Genomic DNA, 15,740 nt, shown 5'->3' on the forward strand with positions numbered 1-15,740 from the left:
TTATTTTAATGTTTTAAAGTAAGGTACGTATAAACCTAATTCAGATTTAATCATTGCTGCAACACCGTCTCCTGTAATTGTTGCTCCTGCAATTGCATCTACCTCGTTATCATTTTTATCTTCGTTTTTCGGATCGTTGTTTGATTTAGATACAGTGATTCCTTTAAAAGAACCGTTGTTCATTAAATCTTCACCGATAAAATCATCCATAAAATAACGTTGCTTAATATTGGCTCCTAATCCTGGTGTTTCTCCTTTATGATCAAAAAATGCTCCTTGAATTACCATATTTTTATCCATTGCAACGTATGCCCATACAGCATCCCATAAACCTTTACCTCTAATTGGTGCGATATAAAACATTTTACCGTCTTTTTCACCCACAAATAATGGCAGTTTTCTTACGTTTCCTGCTTTGGCAGCTGTTTGTTGTTTTTTAACATCAATTAAATAAGCTTCAGCATTTTCGGTAACATTATCACCTTCAATAACTAATTGCTTTTTGATGTATTTTGAAAACTCACCAGCTACTTTATCTTTTGATACAAAAACGGCACTACTTTCGTCGTTTTCGTTAACGCCCATAGCATACAATATGTTTTGTTGCTTTTCGATACGTTTATTTCCGTCAATCATTGGGCGAAGTGATGAAGCTGTAAAAGCTAACAACGCACCTACTACTAATACCATTCCGATGGCAAAAAGTAGCGTATATCCATTACTATCTGTCTTCTTACTCATAATTAGGCAGTTTTAACTTTAGCACGTTTTAATCTTCTCTTTACATTTCCTTGAACCACATAATGGTCAATTGTTGGCGCAAAAACGTTCATTAATAAAATAGCTAACATTACTCCTTCTGGGTATGCTGGATTAAATACACGAATCATAATTGAAATAAATCCGATTAAGAAACCGTAAATCCATTTTCCTTTATTGGTTTGTGATGCTGATACTGGGTCAGTTGCCATATAAACGGCACCGAATGCAAAACCTCCAATTAGTAAATGTTTCCAAAAGTCTAAACTCATTAATCCGTAAAACTTACTTGTTTCACCAATCCATCCAAAATCTACTACTTGATTAAAGATGAATCCCATTACTAAGGCTCCGATTACTGCAGATAACATAATTCTCCAGCTTCCAATCTTTGTAAAGATTAAGAAAAGTCCTCCTAATAAAATTAATAATGTTGAAGTTTCTCCTACTGAACCTGGAATAAATCCGAAGAACATATCAGAAACCGAATGTGTTAATGGCTGCGATTGTGCTAAACTACCTAAAATAGTTTCACCAGAAATAGCATCAGCTGTACCAGCTAACTCTCTAGCATCGGCAACCCATACTTTATCTCCACTCATCCAAGTTGGGTATGCGAAAAATAAAAATGCACGAATTGTTAAGGCTGGGTTTAAGATATTCATCCCTGTACCTCCAAATACTTCTTTACCTATTACCACACCAAAAGCTACTGCTACTGCAAGCATCCATAATGGTAAATCAATTGGTACAATTAACGGTACTAACATACCTGTTACTAAGTATCCTTCTTCTATTTCGTGTCCTTTTATAATACAAAACACGAATTCTATTGCTAAACCAACTACGTATGAAACAATTACTAATGGTAAAATTTTAACCGCCCCAACTAATAAGTTGTCTAGGTTCCAAAAATCGCCACTAAAGAAAGACATTCCTTCAGTAAATCCATTAATTGCTGCATAGTGCTGATATCCTGCATTAAACATACCGAACAATAAACATGGTACTAAAGCCATGATTACGATATTCATTGTACGTTTTAAATCATCTGCTGCCTTTATATGAGTTCCTCCGTGAGTAGTCTCATTAGGCAAGTATAAAAAAGTATGAAAACCATTAAATAGCGGTGCCATTTTAGTTCCTTTATACTTTTCTTTTAAATTATGTAAATTTTGTTTTAAGCCCATATCTTATCCTAATTCTTCTCTCATTAAATCTAATCCTTCACGAATTATTTTCTGGTGAGGTTGTTTAGATACACAAATAAATTCTGTTAAACCGAAATCTTCAGGCGCAACTTCATAAGCTCCTAACCCTTCCATTTCGTCAAGATCCTTATACATACATGCTTTTAATAATTGCATTGGATAAATATCTAAAGGAAATACTTCTTCATACGCTCCTGTAACAACAAATGCTCTGTGTTCACCGTTTGTATTGGTGTTTAAGTCGTATTTTTTCTTCGGATTTAACCAAGAAAATGTAAATGCTCTTGAAGTAGAAACTTTGTTAAATACTGGTTTATTCCATCCAAACAATTCATAATCGTCTCCTTCAGGAATCGCCGTAATTGTATTTTCGTAATATCCTAAGTAGCCTTCTTCACCAACCTGAACTCCGCTTAAAACGTTTCCGCTTATTACACGAGCGTTGTTAGCTTCTAAATTTCCTTTTACTATATCAGCAATACTTGCCCCTGCTAAAGCAGTTACGTATTGAGGTTTACTAAATTTAGATCCTGCTAAAGCAATTGTACGCTTTGCATTAAATTTACCTGTTAACAATAATTCACCGATAACAACTAAATCCTGTGGTGTAACTACCCACACAACTTCTCCTTTATTTATCGGATTAATTTGTGCTATTTGCGTACTTACATTACCAATAGGGTGTGGCCCAGATACATTGTATAATTCAACACCTTTGATATCTCTAAGTGGAGATAATGTTGAATCTTTTGCAACTGAAACGTTTACTTTCCCTTCTGTTAGTTTAGTTAAAGCAGTTAAAGCAGCTTGTAATTCGGCTTCTTTACCTTTTAAAGCATAATCATAATCGGCTGCTAGTGGTGCACTTGCGTAGGCAGATACAAAAATTGCTTTTGGTGCTTGATTTGGATTTGCAACAACATCATACGGACGTTGTTTTACAAATGGCCAACAACCGGTAGCTAATAAGTGATTTTTCACTTCTTCACCAGACATTGCATCAATATCTTTTTTACCAAAATCTTTGTATTCCTGCTGTGCATCAGCAGTGATTTTAAATGCTAAAACTTTTCTTCGGGCTCCACGAACGATTTCTGTAATTTTACCACTTACCGGACTTGGAAATAAAATACGTTCATCACTTTTTGAATGAAAAAGTGCTTGACCCGCCTTTACTTCGGTACCTTCTTTTGCTAAAACTTTTGGAATAACGCCGTGAAAATCATCAGGCTTAACTGCAAATGTAGTACCTAACGAAAGTTCGGTAGTTACTTGCTCTGCGTCGCCAACTAGCTTGATATCCAAGCCTTTCTTAATACGGATGTCTTTTGACATAGGAACTGATTAAATTGATTTTCTAAAAACAAGCAAATTTACAGATTTTGATTTTTTTGGATACGAATTTGTATTTTTATCTTTTCAATACCTCTTTATTTATACTTGTTCTAAATAGATATTTGTCTTTGGTCTACATTTTGATACATTTGCACTTATGATAAAACACCTTGCATTACTTTTACTTTTTAGCTCGTACCAAGCGACTTACGCACAAAATATCAAAACAATTCAATTGCGACCTAAACACAATGCCCAACAATTTTCGGCAATTGTAAGATTAGGCCAAGTTTTAGAATTATCTTTTGATGATTTGGATGCCGATAACAAAGAATATCAATATAAAATTGAACACATGACACATGATTGGAAGCCTAGCAATTTAACTTCTAATCAATATATTGATGGCTTTGATGAAAACGAAATCATAAACATCACCAACTCATTTAACACACTTCAACCGTACACTCATTATTCGGTAAACATTCCAAATCAAAATACTATTATTACTAAAAGTGGTAATTATTTAATTTCAGTTTTAAATGATAATTACGAAGTGGTATTTACAAGACGCTGTGTTTTTTATGAAGACATTACTACCGTAGGTGTTGCCGTTTTTAGAAGTAGAGACACAAAGTCTAATAACCAAAAACAAACTGTTCAGTTTACCATAAACCATCAAAACTTAACCATCAACAATCCTAGCCAAGAAATTAACATCTCTTTGTTTCAAAATCATAATTGGAATACGGCTATCAACAATTTACAACCGCAATTTATAAAACCACAACAATTAGTTTACAACCATGTTTTAAAAACAAACTTTTGGGGAGGCAACGAATTTTTAAATTTTGATAGCAAACATTTACGCAACACAAGTTTAAACATTGCTAAAACCGAACGAGAAGAACTCTATCATAGTTATTTATATACTGATGATCAACGAGTAAACAAAATATACACCTACGCTCCTGATATTAACGGACAATTTGTTGTGCGAACTTTAGAAGCAAACAACTCAAAAACAGAAGCCGATTACTCTATAGTTCATTTTTCATTAGATGCCTTTGAACCTTTTGAAGACAAAGAAGTATTCATATACGGGGCGTTTAATAATTATCAACTTACAGACGAAAACAAGTTAAAATACGACCCCGTTAATGAACTATATGAAACTTCAATAAAATTTAAACAGGGTTTTTACAACTATAATTACGCCACCTTAAACAATGATAAAATTGTAAATTTAAATGAGATTGACGGTTCTTTTTATCAAACTGAAAATGAATACACTGTAATAGTTTACTACAAACCCTTTGGCGAAATTTATGATCGTGTTATCGGCGTTGGAAACGGATATTTTAACCAAAACAGGTAATTAAAATTGACAAAAAACTTAAAAAAGAGTATATTTATAGCATGTTTCAACAAATAACAAAAGGCATAAAAATAGCTGTTAAAACTACTTTTAACGGAGTTGTTTATCGTGGCTATCAACAATACCATTCTTTTAGCTATTATATTCTTATCGAAAACAACTCGAAAGATACCGTAAAACTAACCACCCGTTTTTGGGAAATTTTTGACGCACTAAACCATACCGAATATGTAGAGGGTGAGGGGGTAATTGGCGAAACACCTGTTTTAAAACCAAACGAAAGATACAATTACCGATCTAACTGTTTTTTACTTTCAACAACCGGCGCAATGCAAGGCAATTACAAAATGACAAATATGGAAACCTCTGAAGAGTTTTTAGTAACTATTCCAACATTTCAATTAACTAGCACCCCTACTTTAAACTAATGGCTAAAAAAAACAACGTTGTAATTATTAAAGAGCCTAATTGCTTAAATTGTGGATACCCTTTTACCAAAGATGAAAAATTTTGTCCTGAATGCGGTCAAAAAAACAAGGGTAAAAAAATTACATTAGGTAGCTTTATTCGCGATGTTTTTGCTGGGTTTTTCTCTTGGGATGCCAAATTTTGGAGAACAATAATTCCCCTATTAATTAACCCTGGAAAAGTATCGACTGATTACATTGAAGGCAAAAGAAATCGTTATTCTAATCCTTTTCGATTTTACTTAACCGTATCTCTTATCTTCTTTTTAATTATAGGAATCACTCAAAGCTACGACTCTTTTAAAGAACTTCAAAATGGGAAAAAAGTAAGTGAAAACAGTCCGAATATTAAGATCGACGAAAATGGCATCAAAGCACTTGAGGTAAATTTAGATTCGATACAACAAGTTGTTGTTAATGAAATTAGCGCACAAGATTCTACCGAAGCTAAAATGGTTAATGACAAAATAGACTCTTTAAAGGTTGGAGTAAAATCAAAACAATCATTATTAAACATTGGTTTTGATGACACAAATAAATTTTCAAGAATTATAAAATTTCAAAAAGAAAACCCTGACATTACAATAGACACTGCTTTAGATAGTTTAGACATGCAAAAAACTTTCGGAAACAGATTTTTATATTCACGAATTGAAGTTTTTAATACTTTTATTGCTAAAGATAGCGAAACTCAAAAATTTTATCGTCAAATATTATCCTATGCTTCGATAGCCCTTTTTATTTTACTACCGCTTTTTACGTTATTTTTAAGCATCATATACATCAGAAGAAAGTTTACCTATGTTGAGCATTTGGTGTTTGTTTTTCATACCCAAACCGTGTTCTTTTTACTATTTTCTGGCTTTTATTTAATTGGCTACTTAAAGGACACTGAATTTTTATTAGGTATCTTTTTAACCCTTTTTACCATTTACCTTTTTATGGCGATGAAAAAATTTTATGGACAAGGCTACTTTAAAACATTCATTAAATATTTAATGGCAAATTTTATGTTTTTTTTATTAGCACTTATTGGATCATTTACAATTTCATTTATCGCTTTTGTTTTGTACTAGCCTGTTTTAACAGTTGATAGAAATAACTTTGTGGAGAATTTTTAAAACAAATAGAAATTGTTATTTTATTTTTATTTGTCACAAAAGCCTCCAACTTCTTAACTGATTGTAAATATCTATTAAATGTAATAGATGTGTTTTTACTTGTTTTAAGATAGTTTTCAGCATCAAAAGAAAAGGAAAATTTATGCTGTTTATCACTCATAAAGTTAGGCGATTTTTCTCTATTAGAATACAACACCAATTCGTTCGGTCTATTTTTTACATATGTTTTAAAAAGAGGGTTTACTACTAGCAAACTATCGTTAGCCACATACTTAATTGCTTGTTTATTGTATAAATAGTTAAAAAAATTATTACCCCCAAACTTAACCTTAAGATCTGGTTTTATTGTTTCTTGAATAGTTGTTTTTGCTACTTTATTAAAATCATCGTCATACTCGTACGTTACTATGGTATCTTTTTGATTGATAAAAGATGTTATTACTGCATCAACCTCTCCGTTCCAATGTTTTTTTATCGAATCTAACGATAGCGTTGTTAATTTTTTAACCTTGTTTTTTTGTTCATTTTTCACAAAACCAAAAAGCAATTCTTTATTTATTTTTGCTGAAATATGCGCTAAAGATTCAATATTATGCCGAGCTTTATATGGTAAAAAAAAGTCTGTATCATTATTTAAATTACCTAAAAAAAACAACTTATTTTTAGCAATACCTAATTCAATAAAACCATCTTTTTTGGTGGCTATTACTATAAGATTATCTGTTTTTTTAAGATAATCTATAACTTTATTTTTTTCAGGTAAATAGCTATTCTTTTTTAAAATAAAATCAAGGATATGAGTTATATCTTTCTCATTATTAAAATCAAACAACAGTTTTAGTTCATTGTTTTGCACAATACAACTAAAGTTATTTCGCGTAAAAAAAGTAACATTTTTCGAATATTGTTTTTTGATGAAATTTTCTTGCTCTAAAAAAGCCAGCAACTTTTGTTTATCATCAATTTTAATTGCACTACTAATCCAACTATTTTTTAAATTATTATGATTTGTATAGCAAAAAATATCTGTAGGAATATCTACCGCATCTAACAATGATGTCTTACTCTTACTAGTGTTTGTTTTAATTGTTTTTTTACTGGATGAAAAATACAAAAAAGGATGTTTTACAACATCCTTTAATATTTTATATTCTATTTTTCGTAAGTTAACACGAACAACCACATCTGCATAAGCAGGTATTGTATTCGCTATATTTACAGTTGGATTATATCTAAAATACCCAACTGTAAACAAAACACCGACTATAATTAAAACAGTAAAAACTACTTTTTTTAGCATCTAATTACTTTGCTATATCATTAATAATTTTAAACAATAATTGTAACGTATTTTCATCTTTTCCTTTGGTATTTAATCGTAATTCAGATGAAATTTTATTTCCTTTTAATTTTGACACTCTAAAACTAACATCTTTAACATTAGCTTTTGAGATACCTGCCATTTTTTTCTCATCTCTTCCAAACCATTCAGTTGGCATATTTTTAATTAAAGCATTAACATCAGTATAAATAACACTTGAGTTTCTTTTTATTAATTTACCGTGTTTAGTTGCTTTATAATTTATCCTACCAGCTTCAATATTAACAGCTCTTACTTTTGATGTTGTTATATACAACACATCGTTTTTAATTACTGCATATATATTAAAAGGAATATCTTTACTTTTTTTAATAAATTCAAAAACATTGTTAGATACAGTTACAGTTTTGTGTTTTTGACCTAATTTAAATATTTTAGTTAATAATTCTTTTTCTTCTGAACCAATCATTAACGTAAAATCTGGCACTACTGTTTTTTTAGTTTTTGTTACCTCTTTACGCTTGTAGTTTTCATCATACTTATAACTTGTGTAACTAACCTCTTTTTCTGAAAAATCATTTAAAACAAATAATGCATCACCAGTTACTAATTTAGCAATTGCTGCTTCATCAACTAATAATGAAAACAGATCTGCAACAACCGATATTTCTTCTTTAAACTTTGGCACAATACCGCCATACATTTTATTTATCATTGTTGGATACTGCTTTAATAATTCTTCCGTATTCATCGAAACACTCCAAAAAGCCAATGCTTTATTATGATCAAAGCTATTAATTAAAGTACTATTCATTTTTTGATTGTAAATCTTCTTAAAAGATTTCGACATATCATCACTAACAGCCATATCTAAAGTAATGCTTGCATTATTTTCATTAAAAAACAAATTTGCAGTAACCTCTTCTACTCCGTAAATATTTTCTCCTTCTTTAGGCATAAAATAAGTCATTGAAGAACTTAAATTCCTACTAAAAGAACCTATTAAGTCAGACACTAACATTCCGTAATTACGAACCCAAAGCGTAGCAACTGAACCCTTTTTCTTTCCTTTTTGAAAACTTGAATTTGTAGCAATTCCGTTAGATGTTGAATTTTCTAAGATTGAAAAAGCATATTTTTTTGTCCATAATTGTGCAAATCTCTTTCTAACCGAATATATCGATTCTCCTTTTTCTTTTAATTTTTCAAAACGCTCATCATGTTTTTTAAAGTAGCTGCGTGACTTATCTCCGTTAACAATTAAAAGAATTTTATCATTCCAAATTCTTAAATCGTTATACCCCTCAATAAAATTATACCCGTCTTCTTTTCTAATTTTCTTAATATCTCTTTCCGATAACATAGATTCAAACAATGCTCGGTCGTCTAATTCCACTAAGAAAGTATGGTATGAAATACTATCACTTTTTTGAAAAAAGTAATATCCATTCGATTCAATATTAAAACCAGCCTTGCTTACTGATGTAATTTTATCTTCTCTTTTTCTATTAATATTTTTTAATATTTTTTTTCCAATAATATTTTCATCTACATCAGAAACACTTATTAAATCAAATAAATTATCTGCATTTGCCATAATAACAACATCTGCATTATTTGGTATTTTATTTTCTAATTTTTGGGCCTGTAAAACAACAATAGTGTTTACAAATAATAGGATAGCAATAATCTTTTTCATGGTTAATTTTAATTGTTAAGTTGTATTTTATTTTTTATGGTTTGCTTGTTTGATATAATATCTTGGGCAGTAACACGTAACATTACTGCCTTTTTATTTTTTGAAATTTTTGCTTGTTGATTCGTACATGATTTCACTGTAGATTCAAATCGATAAACACCAGTATATGTAGCTGTTTTAAAAACTTTACGATCTTTAATTTTTGTGCTTTGAAATGCTTTACCAATATTAAAATGATGACTACGCACAAATGTTTGTGTTGTTTTATCGTACTTAAAATGCTTGTGTTTTTGCATCACCAAAGCATCTCTTTTAGAGCTAAATGCCTTTAAAACTGTATTAAGTGCCTCAACAGTATCAAAATCACACGATACTGCAACTATATACTCATCAAAGTTTAAAGTGCTTTTTACATGATGAATCCCTTTAGTTACTTTAATTTTTTGAACAATTTTATCCAGCTCTTTTTTTATCGTTTTTTTTGATGGCACTTTATAACCATTAACACTATCTAACAACATTATCGATGCTATTTTAGTTTTACTTTTACTTAAGTTTATGGTTAACATTGCCGACCCTGAGCCATCTTTATTAAAAGATATTTCTTCAATAAACTCAAAACAACTTGTAAATAAAAAGAGAGAAATTACTGATAAAAATAACAGTCGTTTTTTACACATAGCTTTTTTTGGGCAAAAATAACAAAAATCTTTTGTTCGTTACCTCCCTATTTGTAGCCAAAAATGAAAAGTGTAACTATACAAATGGTTGATATTTCATTCCTGTTTTATTTCCTTCTTTTAAAACAGTCGTAACACTTACAGTTTTTACTTGCAATCTTTTCATTTTCAAAGACACATTAGCAGTTCCTTTTGTTTCGTCTGTATGAAAATCAAAAATATCTTTTTGAGAAAATTTTTCATTTTCTTGCAACCATTCATTAAACCAATCACGTCTTAATTGTTTCATTTCATGAGTATACAGCGTAGATGACGACCAAATTTTAGGTTTATTTGCTAATTTTTCGAAGTATTTTTGCGCTCCATCCCACACCAACTCATAAGCATTTAAACCGTTATTCCAATCAATTAAAACGATCGTAAAAGGCTCAATTCCCTCAAAATTAAACTGCTCTATTACAGTTATTACATCGGTTACTTTTAAAAATTCTTTTACAATTACTCCCCTACTCAATCGGTAACTTTCGGCTCGTTTATGTTTTTCAAAACCACCATTTAACAAACAAATTAATCGTTTTTTTTCAGACAAACCAATCCAAGTTCCACCCGCTAATTCATCTTTCGGATACGTTAATTTAACACCCTCTTCAACATATTCTTTAGGCGCTATTGTTTTCCTTTTCGGGTCTTCATCTCTATTTGAAGTTAATATAAAATTATGATCTCCTAAAGGTAAATAAGTTACCGTGCACATATTGTATTATTTTTTGATAAATGAGACGTAAAAACAACTTAGTAATTACTAAAATAAATGGTAACTTTGTAGTACCAAACAATTAAAATTTGTTTGACAAAACGAACCACATAATCTTTGCAAATTAATAGCATTAGATTTTGTTTTTCAATTTTTATTAAAAAATATTTTTTAACACAAACAACATACTAAAATGACAAGAGGATTTTTTAATGTTCCTAAAGCAGTAAACGAACCTGTAAAAGGGTATGCTCCTGGATCTCCAGAAAGAGAAGAATTATTAGCAACATACAAATCAATGTTTAATAGTAATATTGATGTGCCAATGCACATTAATGGTGAAGAAATAAGAACTGGAAACACCAAAAATATTACACCTCCACACGATCACCAACACGTTGTTGGTCAATACCACACAGCCGATAAATCGCATGTAGATACAGCAATTTCAACTGCTTTAGCTGCAAGACAAGAATGGTCTAGTACAAGCTGGATGGAAAGAGCTTCTATCTTTTTAAAGGCTGCAGAATTATTAGCTGGTCCTTATAGAGCAAAAATGAATGCTGCAACAATGATTGCACAATCTAAAAATGTACACCAAGCAGAAATTGATGCTGCTTGTGAAATGATTGACTTCTTCCGTTTTAACGTAGAATTCATGATTGACATATTTAAAGAACAGCCTGCTTCTGCTCCTGGAATTTGGAACAGAGTTGAATATAGACCATTAGAAGGTTTTGTATATGCAATTACTCCTTTTAACTTTACATCTATTGCTGCAAACTTACCTGCTGCTGCTGCTTTAATGGGGAATGTTGTTGTTTGGAAACCATCTGATCATCAAGCATACTCTGCACAAGTAATTGTAGATTTATTTAAAGAAGCTGGTTTACCTGACGGTGTAATTAACGTTGTTTACGGTGACCCTGTAATGATTACCGATACTGTATTAGCTTCTCCAGATTTCTCTGGATTACACTTTACAGGTTCTACACATGTTTTTAAACATTTATGGAAGCAAATTGGTAACAACATCGACATTTATAAAACATACCCAAGAATTGTTGGAGAAACAGGTGGTAAAGATTTTATCTGGGCACACAACTCAGCAAACCCTTTACAGGTAGCTACCGGAATTACAAGAGGTGCTTTTGAGTTTCAAGGACAAAAATGTTCTGCAGCTTCAAGAGCTTACATACCTGCTTCTATTTGGGAAGATGTTAAAGGACACCTTATTGCTCAAGCTAGCGAATTAAAAATGGGATCTCCAGAAAATCCATCAAACTTTATAAATGCAGTTATTCACGAAGGTTCTTTCGATAAAATTGCAAGTTATATTGATGCTGCTAAAGCAGATGATAATGCCGATATAATTATTGGTGGTGGTCATGATAAATCTAAAGGATACTTTATTGAGCCTACTGTAATTGTAGCGAAGTCTCCAACATACGCGACAATGACTACCGAATTATTCGGACCTGTTATGACTATTTTCGTTTACGAGGATGCTGAATGGGAAGCTTCATTAAAATTAGTAGATGAATCTACTGAGTATGCATTAACAGGTGCTATTTTCTCAACAGACAGATACATTGTTGAAAAAGCTTCTAAAGCTTTAGAAAATGCTGCAGGTAACTTTTATATTAACGATAAGCCAACAGGTGCAGTTGTAGGACAACAACCATTTGGAGGAGCAAGAGCTTCTGGAACAAATGATAAAGCTGGTTCTCCTCAAAACTTATTACGTTGGACATCTGCTCGTTTAATTAAAGAAACTTTTGTAACACCAACTGATTATAAATATCCTTTCTTAGGGTAAAATGTATATTATAAAACACATTATTAAACCTCTTGATCTAAAATCAAGAGGTTTTTTTATTATAAATCAATCAGATATTTGTAGCGTTATTAAGTAATATATGACATATCCGCAATAAGTTGCCTCCTAAAAAGTAATAAATCCCCTTAAATTTTAAACCCTTAACTTATGTGTTACGTTTTTTTACATAAAACTGAAACAATTTCTTTTGTAAAAAATAAAAAGGTGCTTTATAAAGCACCTTTTTATTTTTATTGAAGTAAAGTTTTATTTTAACTTCTTCTTTACTGCTACTTCAGTGTAAGCTTCAATTGTATCGCCTTCTACAATATCATTGTATCCTTTAATTTGAAGTCCACAATCATATCCTTTAGTTACTTCTTTAACATCGTCTTTAAAACGTTTTAATGAAGTTAATGAACCATCATGTACTACAATTCCGTCTCTAATAATACGGATTTTAGCATCACGAGTAATCTTACCTGTCATCACCATACATCCTGCAATGTTACCAACTTTAGAAATTTTATAAACTTCTCTAATTTCAACATTACCAAGAACTTCTTCTTTCATTTCAGGAGATAACATTCCTTCCATTGCGTCTTTAAGATCATTAATAGCATCGTAAATAATAGAGTATGTTCTAATATCAACTTCTTCTCTGTCTGCAACTACACGTGCATTTCCTTGAGGACGCACATTAAATCCAACAATAATGGCATCTGAAGCAGTTGCTAATAACACATCCGATTCGGTAATTGCTCCAACTCCTTTATGTAAAATATTTACTTGAATTTCTTCAGTAGATAATTTTTGGAATGAATCTGTTAAGGCTTCTACTGAACCATCTACATCTCCTTTTAAGATAATGTTTAGTTCTTTGAAATCTCCTAACGCAATACGACGACCAATTTCTGCTAATGTTAATGTTTTTTGAGTTCTTACCGATTGCTCACGTTGTAATTGAGAACGTTTTGCTGCAATTTGCTTCGCTTCACGCTCATCTTCAAATACATTAAACTTATCACCAGCTTGTGGTGCACCGTCTAAACCTAATATTGATACTGGTGTAGAAGGGCCTGCTTCTAAAACTTTCTTTCCTTTATCATCAAACATAGCTCTTACTTTACCACTATGTTTACCTGCTAAAATATAATCTCCAATTTTTAACGTACCTGCTTGTACTAAAATTGTTGACACATATCCTCTACCCTTATCTAATAATGCTTCAACAACTGCTCCTGTTGCATTTTTATCTGGGTTTGCTTTTAATTCTAAAATTTCAGCTTCTAATAAAACTTTTTCTAATAACTCAGGAATTCCCTGACCTGTTTTTGCTGAAATATCTTGCGATTGTATGTTACCTCCCCATTCTTCAATTAATAAATTCATTGAAGATAATTGTGTTTTCACATTATCTGGGTTAGCGTTTGGCTTATCAATCTTATTAATTGCAAATATGATTGGCACACCAGCAGCTTGTGCGTGTGATATTGCTTCTTTTGTTTGAGGCATTACATCATCATCGGCAGCAACTACAATAATTACTAAATCGGTTACTTGAGCTCCACGAGCACGCATTGCTGTAAAGGCTTCGTGACCTGGTGTATCTAAAAATGCAATTTTTTGATCGCCAACAGGAACTGCATACGCACCAATGTGCTGCGTAATTCCTCCTGACTCTCCATCAATTACATTTGCTTTACGAATGTAATCTAATAACGATGTTTTACCATGATCTACGTGACCCATTACTGTAATAATTGGTGCACGTGTTATTAAGTCTTCTGGTTTGTCTTCTACTTCTTCGATAGATTCTTCTACCTCAGCTCCAACAAATTCTACTTTATAATTAAACTCTTCTGCAACAATAACTAATGTTTCAGCATCTAAACGCTGATTCATCGTTACCATCATTCCTAACATCATACATGAAGAAATAATGTTAGTTACAGGTACATCCATCATTGTAGCAACTTCACTTACGGTAACAAATTCTGTTACTTTTAAGATTTTGTTATCTAATGCTTGTGCTTCCTGTTCTGCTTCAGTTTGTTCTCTGTGAGCATCTCTTTTATTTCTACGGTATTTTGCTCCTTTTCCTTTTTTAGATTTACCTTGAAGTCTTTCTAAAGTTTCACGTACTTGCTTTTGTACTTCTGCTTCTGTTGGTTCTTCTTTTTTAACGGCTGGTCTTTGAGCACCTCTACCTCTAAATCCTGGGCGATTATTACCGCCTCTATTACCTCCACGGTTTTGATTAGGTCTTGCTGTTCCACCTGTTTTATTAGGTGTACCAGGTTTGCTAATTCTTTTACGTTTCTTTTTATCCCCGTCAGACTTAGCGTCAGGTTTTTTCTTCTTAGGTCTTTCAAATTGTTTTAAATCAATTTTTTGACCTGTAATTTTAGGACCGTCTAATTTTTTATACTGCGTTTTAATTTTCTCAGCAGTTTCTGGAGTAACTTCAGGTGCTTTTTCCTCTTTTACTTCCTCTTTTTTAGTTTCCGTAGCCTTTACTGTTGGTTTTTCTTCAACTTTTTTAGGTGCTTCTTTAACTATTTTAAACTTAGCTTTTACAGGCTTTCGTCTTTCAACCTTTGCAGGTTCTTTTTTAGTTTCCGCTACCTTTTCTATTGGCTTTGGTGTTTCTTTTTTAGGCTCTTCAGCAGGTTTTTCTTCTTTAAGTGCTGCTACTTCTTTTTTAGGTGCTTCTTCTTTAGGTTCTGATTTTTCTTCGACTTTTTTACCAGTACTTACATCAATTTTACCTACAGTTTTAAGCTCTAATTTTTTAGCTTTGGCTTTTAAAACTTCTTGCTTTTTAGCTTCGTCTTCTAACCTCTTCTTCTCTTGCTCTTCTTCTGCCTGTATACGAATAGCTTCTTTTTCTTTACGTTTTTCTTCGCTTACTTCTTTAGAGGCTACCTTCTTAGATTTATCTGTTTGAAAACCATCAAATAATATTTGATATTCTTTATCAGAAATTTTAGTAGTAGGACGAGCTTCTATTTCATGACCACTTTTAGCTAAGTGTTCTACAGCTCTATCTAAAGAAATGTTTAATTCTCTTAATACTTTATTGAGTCTTAATTTGTTGCCTTCAGCCATAAATTATTTTATACTTTATATTCAAAGAACACACTTTATAGGTTAGTATAGTTATGTTCTTTTTCTTTTATTGTCAGATTTCGTA

At 31.6% G+C, this 15,740-nt stretch carries 12 protein-coding genes; 4 read left to right on the plus strand and 8 right to left on the minus strand.

The features are described from left to right. From BA195_RS01080 to BA195_RS01090, 3 genes are read right to left on the minus strand one after another with little or no spacing between them, the layout of a single operon-like run. Positions 1-741: a Na(+)-translocating NADH-quinone reductase subunit C gene (locus BA195_RS01080; protein ID WP_068701563.1), complete on the minus strand. Its 741-nt coding sequence runs from the start codon at positions 739-741 to the stop codon at positions 1-3. 2 nt (positions 742-743) lie between these two features. Continuing rightward, positions 744-1,949, minus strand: coding sequence for an NADH:ubiquinone reductase (Na(+)-transporting) subunit B (locus BA195_RS01085; protein WP_068701566.1), 1,206 nt, complete (start codon positions 1,947-1,949; stop codon positions 744-746). 3 nt (positions 1,950-1,952) lie between these two features. Further along, complete coding sequence (locus tag BA195_RS01090; RefSeq protein ID WP_068701568.1) at positions 1,953-3,305, minus strand: Na(+)-translocating NADH-quinone reductase subunit A; 1,353 nt, start codon at positions 3,303-3,305, stop codon at positions 1,953-1,955. Positions 3,306-3,462: 157 nt separating this feature from the next. Between BA195_RS01090 and BA195_RS01095 the strand changes: the two genes are divergently transcribed. Genes BA195_RS01095 through BA195_RS01105 form a run of 3 tightly spaced genes read left to right on the plus strand, consistent with a single transcriptional unit; the run spans position 3,463 to position 6,226 of the window. Further along, entirely contained in the window at positions 3,463-4,683 is a 1,221-nt protein-coding gene (locus BA195_RS01095; RefSeq protein WP_068701570.1) for a type IX secretion system plug protein, read from the plus strand. Between the two features lie 41 nt (positions 4,684-4,724). Beyond that, positions 4,725-5,111, plus strand: a complete 387-nt coding sequence (gene apaG, locus BA195_RS01100) for a Co2+/Mg2+ efflux protein ApaG (protein WP_068701572.1) — start codon at positions 4,725-4,727, stop codon at positions 5,109-5,111. Next, entirely contained in the window at positions 5,111-6,226 is a 1,116-nt protein-coding gene (locus BA195_RS01105; RefSeq protein ID WP_068701574.1) for a DUF3667 domain-containing protein, read from the plus strand. Before apaG ends, BA195_RS01105 begins: the two co-directional genes overlap by 1 nt. Here BA195_RS01105 and BA195_RS01110 read toward each other — a convergent pair. From BA195_RS01110 to BA195_RS01125, 4 genes are all read right to left on the minus strand, one after another. After that, the gene (locus BA195_RS01110; protein ID WP_068701576.1) at positions 6,204-7,571 is read right to left on the minus strand and encodes a hypothetical protein; all 1,368 of its coding nucleotides are present in this window, start codon (positions 7,569-7,571) and stop codon (positions 6,204-6,206) included. The two genes, BA195_RS01105 and BA195_RS01110, sit on opposite strands and share 23 nt — an antisense overlap. A 4-nt stretch (positions 7,572-7,575) precedes the next feature. After that, positions 7,576-9,291 carry a hypothetical protein gene (locus BA195_RS01115; RefSeq protein WP_068701578.1) on the minus strand — a complete coding sequence of 572 codons (1,716 nt, stop codon included), beginning with the start codon at positions 9,289-9,291 and terminating at the stop codon, positions 7,576-7,578. 8 nt (positions 9,292-9,299) lie between these two features. Next, the gene (locus BA195_RS01120; protein ID WP_068701580.1) at positions 9,300-9,971 is read right to left on the minus strand and encodes a hypothetical protein; all 672 of its coding nucleotides are present in this window, start codon (positions 9,969-9,971) and stop codon (positions 9,300-9,302) included. Between the two features lie 76 nt (positions 9,972-10,047). Beyond that, entirely contained in the window at positions 10,048-10,725 is a 678-nt protein-coding gene (locus BA195_RS01125) for an NRDE family protein (RefSeq protein ID WP_068701583.1), read from the minus strand. Between the two features lie 193 nt (positions 10,726-10,918). Between BA195_RS01125 and pruA the strand changes: the two genes are divergently transcribed. After that, positions 10,919-12,544 (plus strand): L-glutamate gamma-semialdehyde dehydrogenase, encoded by a 1,626-nt coding sequence (pruA, locus tag BA195_RS01130; RefSeq protein WP_068701585.1) that lies wholly within the window; start codon positions 10,919-10,921, stop codon positions 12,542-12,544. Positions 12,545-12,811: 267 nt separating this feature from the next. Here the strand turns inward: pruA and infB are convergent, their stop codons facing one another. Then, positions 12,812-15,655 carry a translation initiation factor IF-2 gene (gene infB / locus BA195_RS01135; protein WP_068701588.1) on the minus strand — a complete coding sequence of 948 codons (2,844 nt, stop codon included), beginning with the start codon at positions 15,653-15,655 and terminating at the stop codon, positions 12,812-12,814. Positions 15,656-15,740 lie beyond the last annotated feature (85 nt).

Origin of the sequence: Tenacibaculum soleae (assembly GCF_001693415.1) — a bacterium.
In the GTDB taxonomy this organism is placed as follows: domain Bacteria; phylum Bacteroidota; class Bacteroidia; order Flavobacteriales; family Flavobacteriaceae; genus Polaribacter; species Polaribacter soleae.

Bases quoted from the DNA above. Each gene is read 5' to 3' on its own strand.
- BA195_RS01110 (WP_068701576.1), bottom strand. From the start codon at position 7,571: ATGCTAAAAAAAGTAGTTTTTACTGTTTTAATTATAGTCGGTGTTTTG.
- BA195_RS01080 (WP_068701563.1), bottom strand. From the start codon at position 741: ATGAGTAAGAAGACAGATAGTAATGGATATACGCTACTTTTTGCCATC.
- infB (WP_068701588.1), bottom strand. From the start codon at position 15,655: ATGGCTGAAGGCAACAAATTAAGACTCAATAAAGTATTAAGAGAATTA.
- BA195_RS01090 (WP_068701568.1), bottom strand. From the start codon at position 3,305: ATGTCAAAAGACATCCGTATTAAGAAAGGCTTGGATATCAAGCTAGTT.
- BA195_RS01095 (WP_068701570.1), top strand. From the start codon at position 3,463: ATGATAAAACACCTTGCATTACTTTTACTTTTTAGCTCGTACCAAGCG.
- apaG (WP_068701572.1), top strand. From the start codon at position 4,725: ATGTTTCAACAAATAACAAAAGGCATAAAAATAGCTGTTAAAACTACT.
- BA195_RS01120 (WP_068701580.1), bottom strand. From the start codon at position 9,971: ATGTGTAAAAAACGACTGTTATTTTTATCAGTAATTTCTCTCTTTTTA.
- BA195_RS01105 (WP_068701574.1), top strand. From the start codon at position 5,111: ATGGCTAAAAAAAACAACGTTGTAATTATTAAAGAGCCTAATTGCTTA.
- BA195_RS01115 (WP_068701578.1), bottom strand. From the start codon at position 9,291: ATGAAAAAGATTATTGCTATCCTATTATTTGTAAACACTATTGTTGTT.
- BA195_RS01085 (WP_068701566.1), bottom strand. From the start codon at position 1,949: ATGGGCTTAAAACAAAATTTACATAATTTAAAAGAAAAGTATAAAGGA.
- BA195_RS01125 (WP_068701583.1), bottom strand. From the start codon at position 10,725: ATGTGCACGGTAACTTATTTACCTTTAGGAGATCATAATTTTATATTA.
- pruA (WP_068701585.1), top strand. From the start codon at position 10,919: ATGACAAGAGGATTTTTTAATGTTCCTAAAGCAGTAAACGAACCTGTA.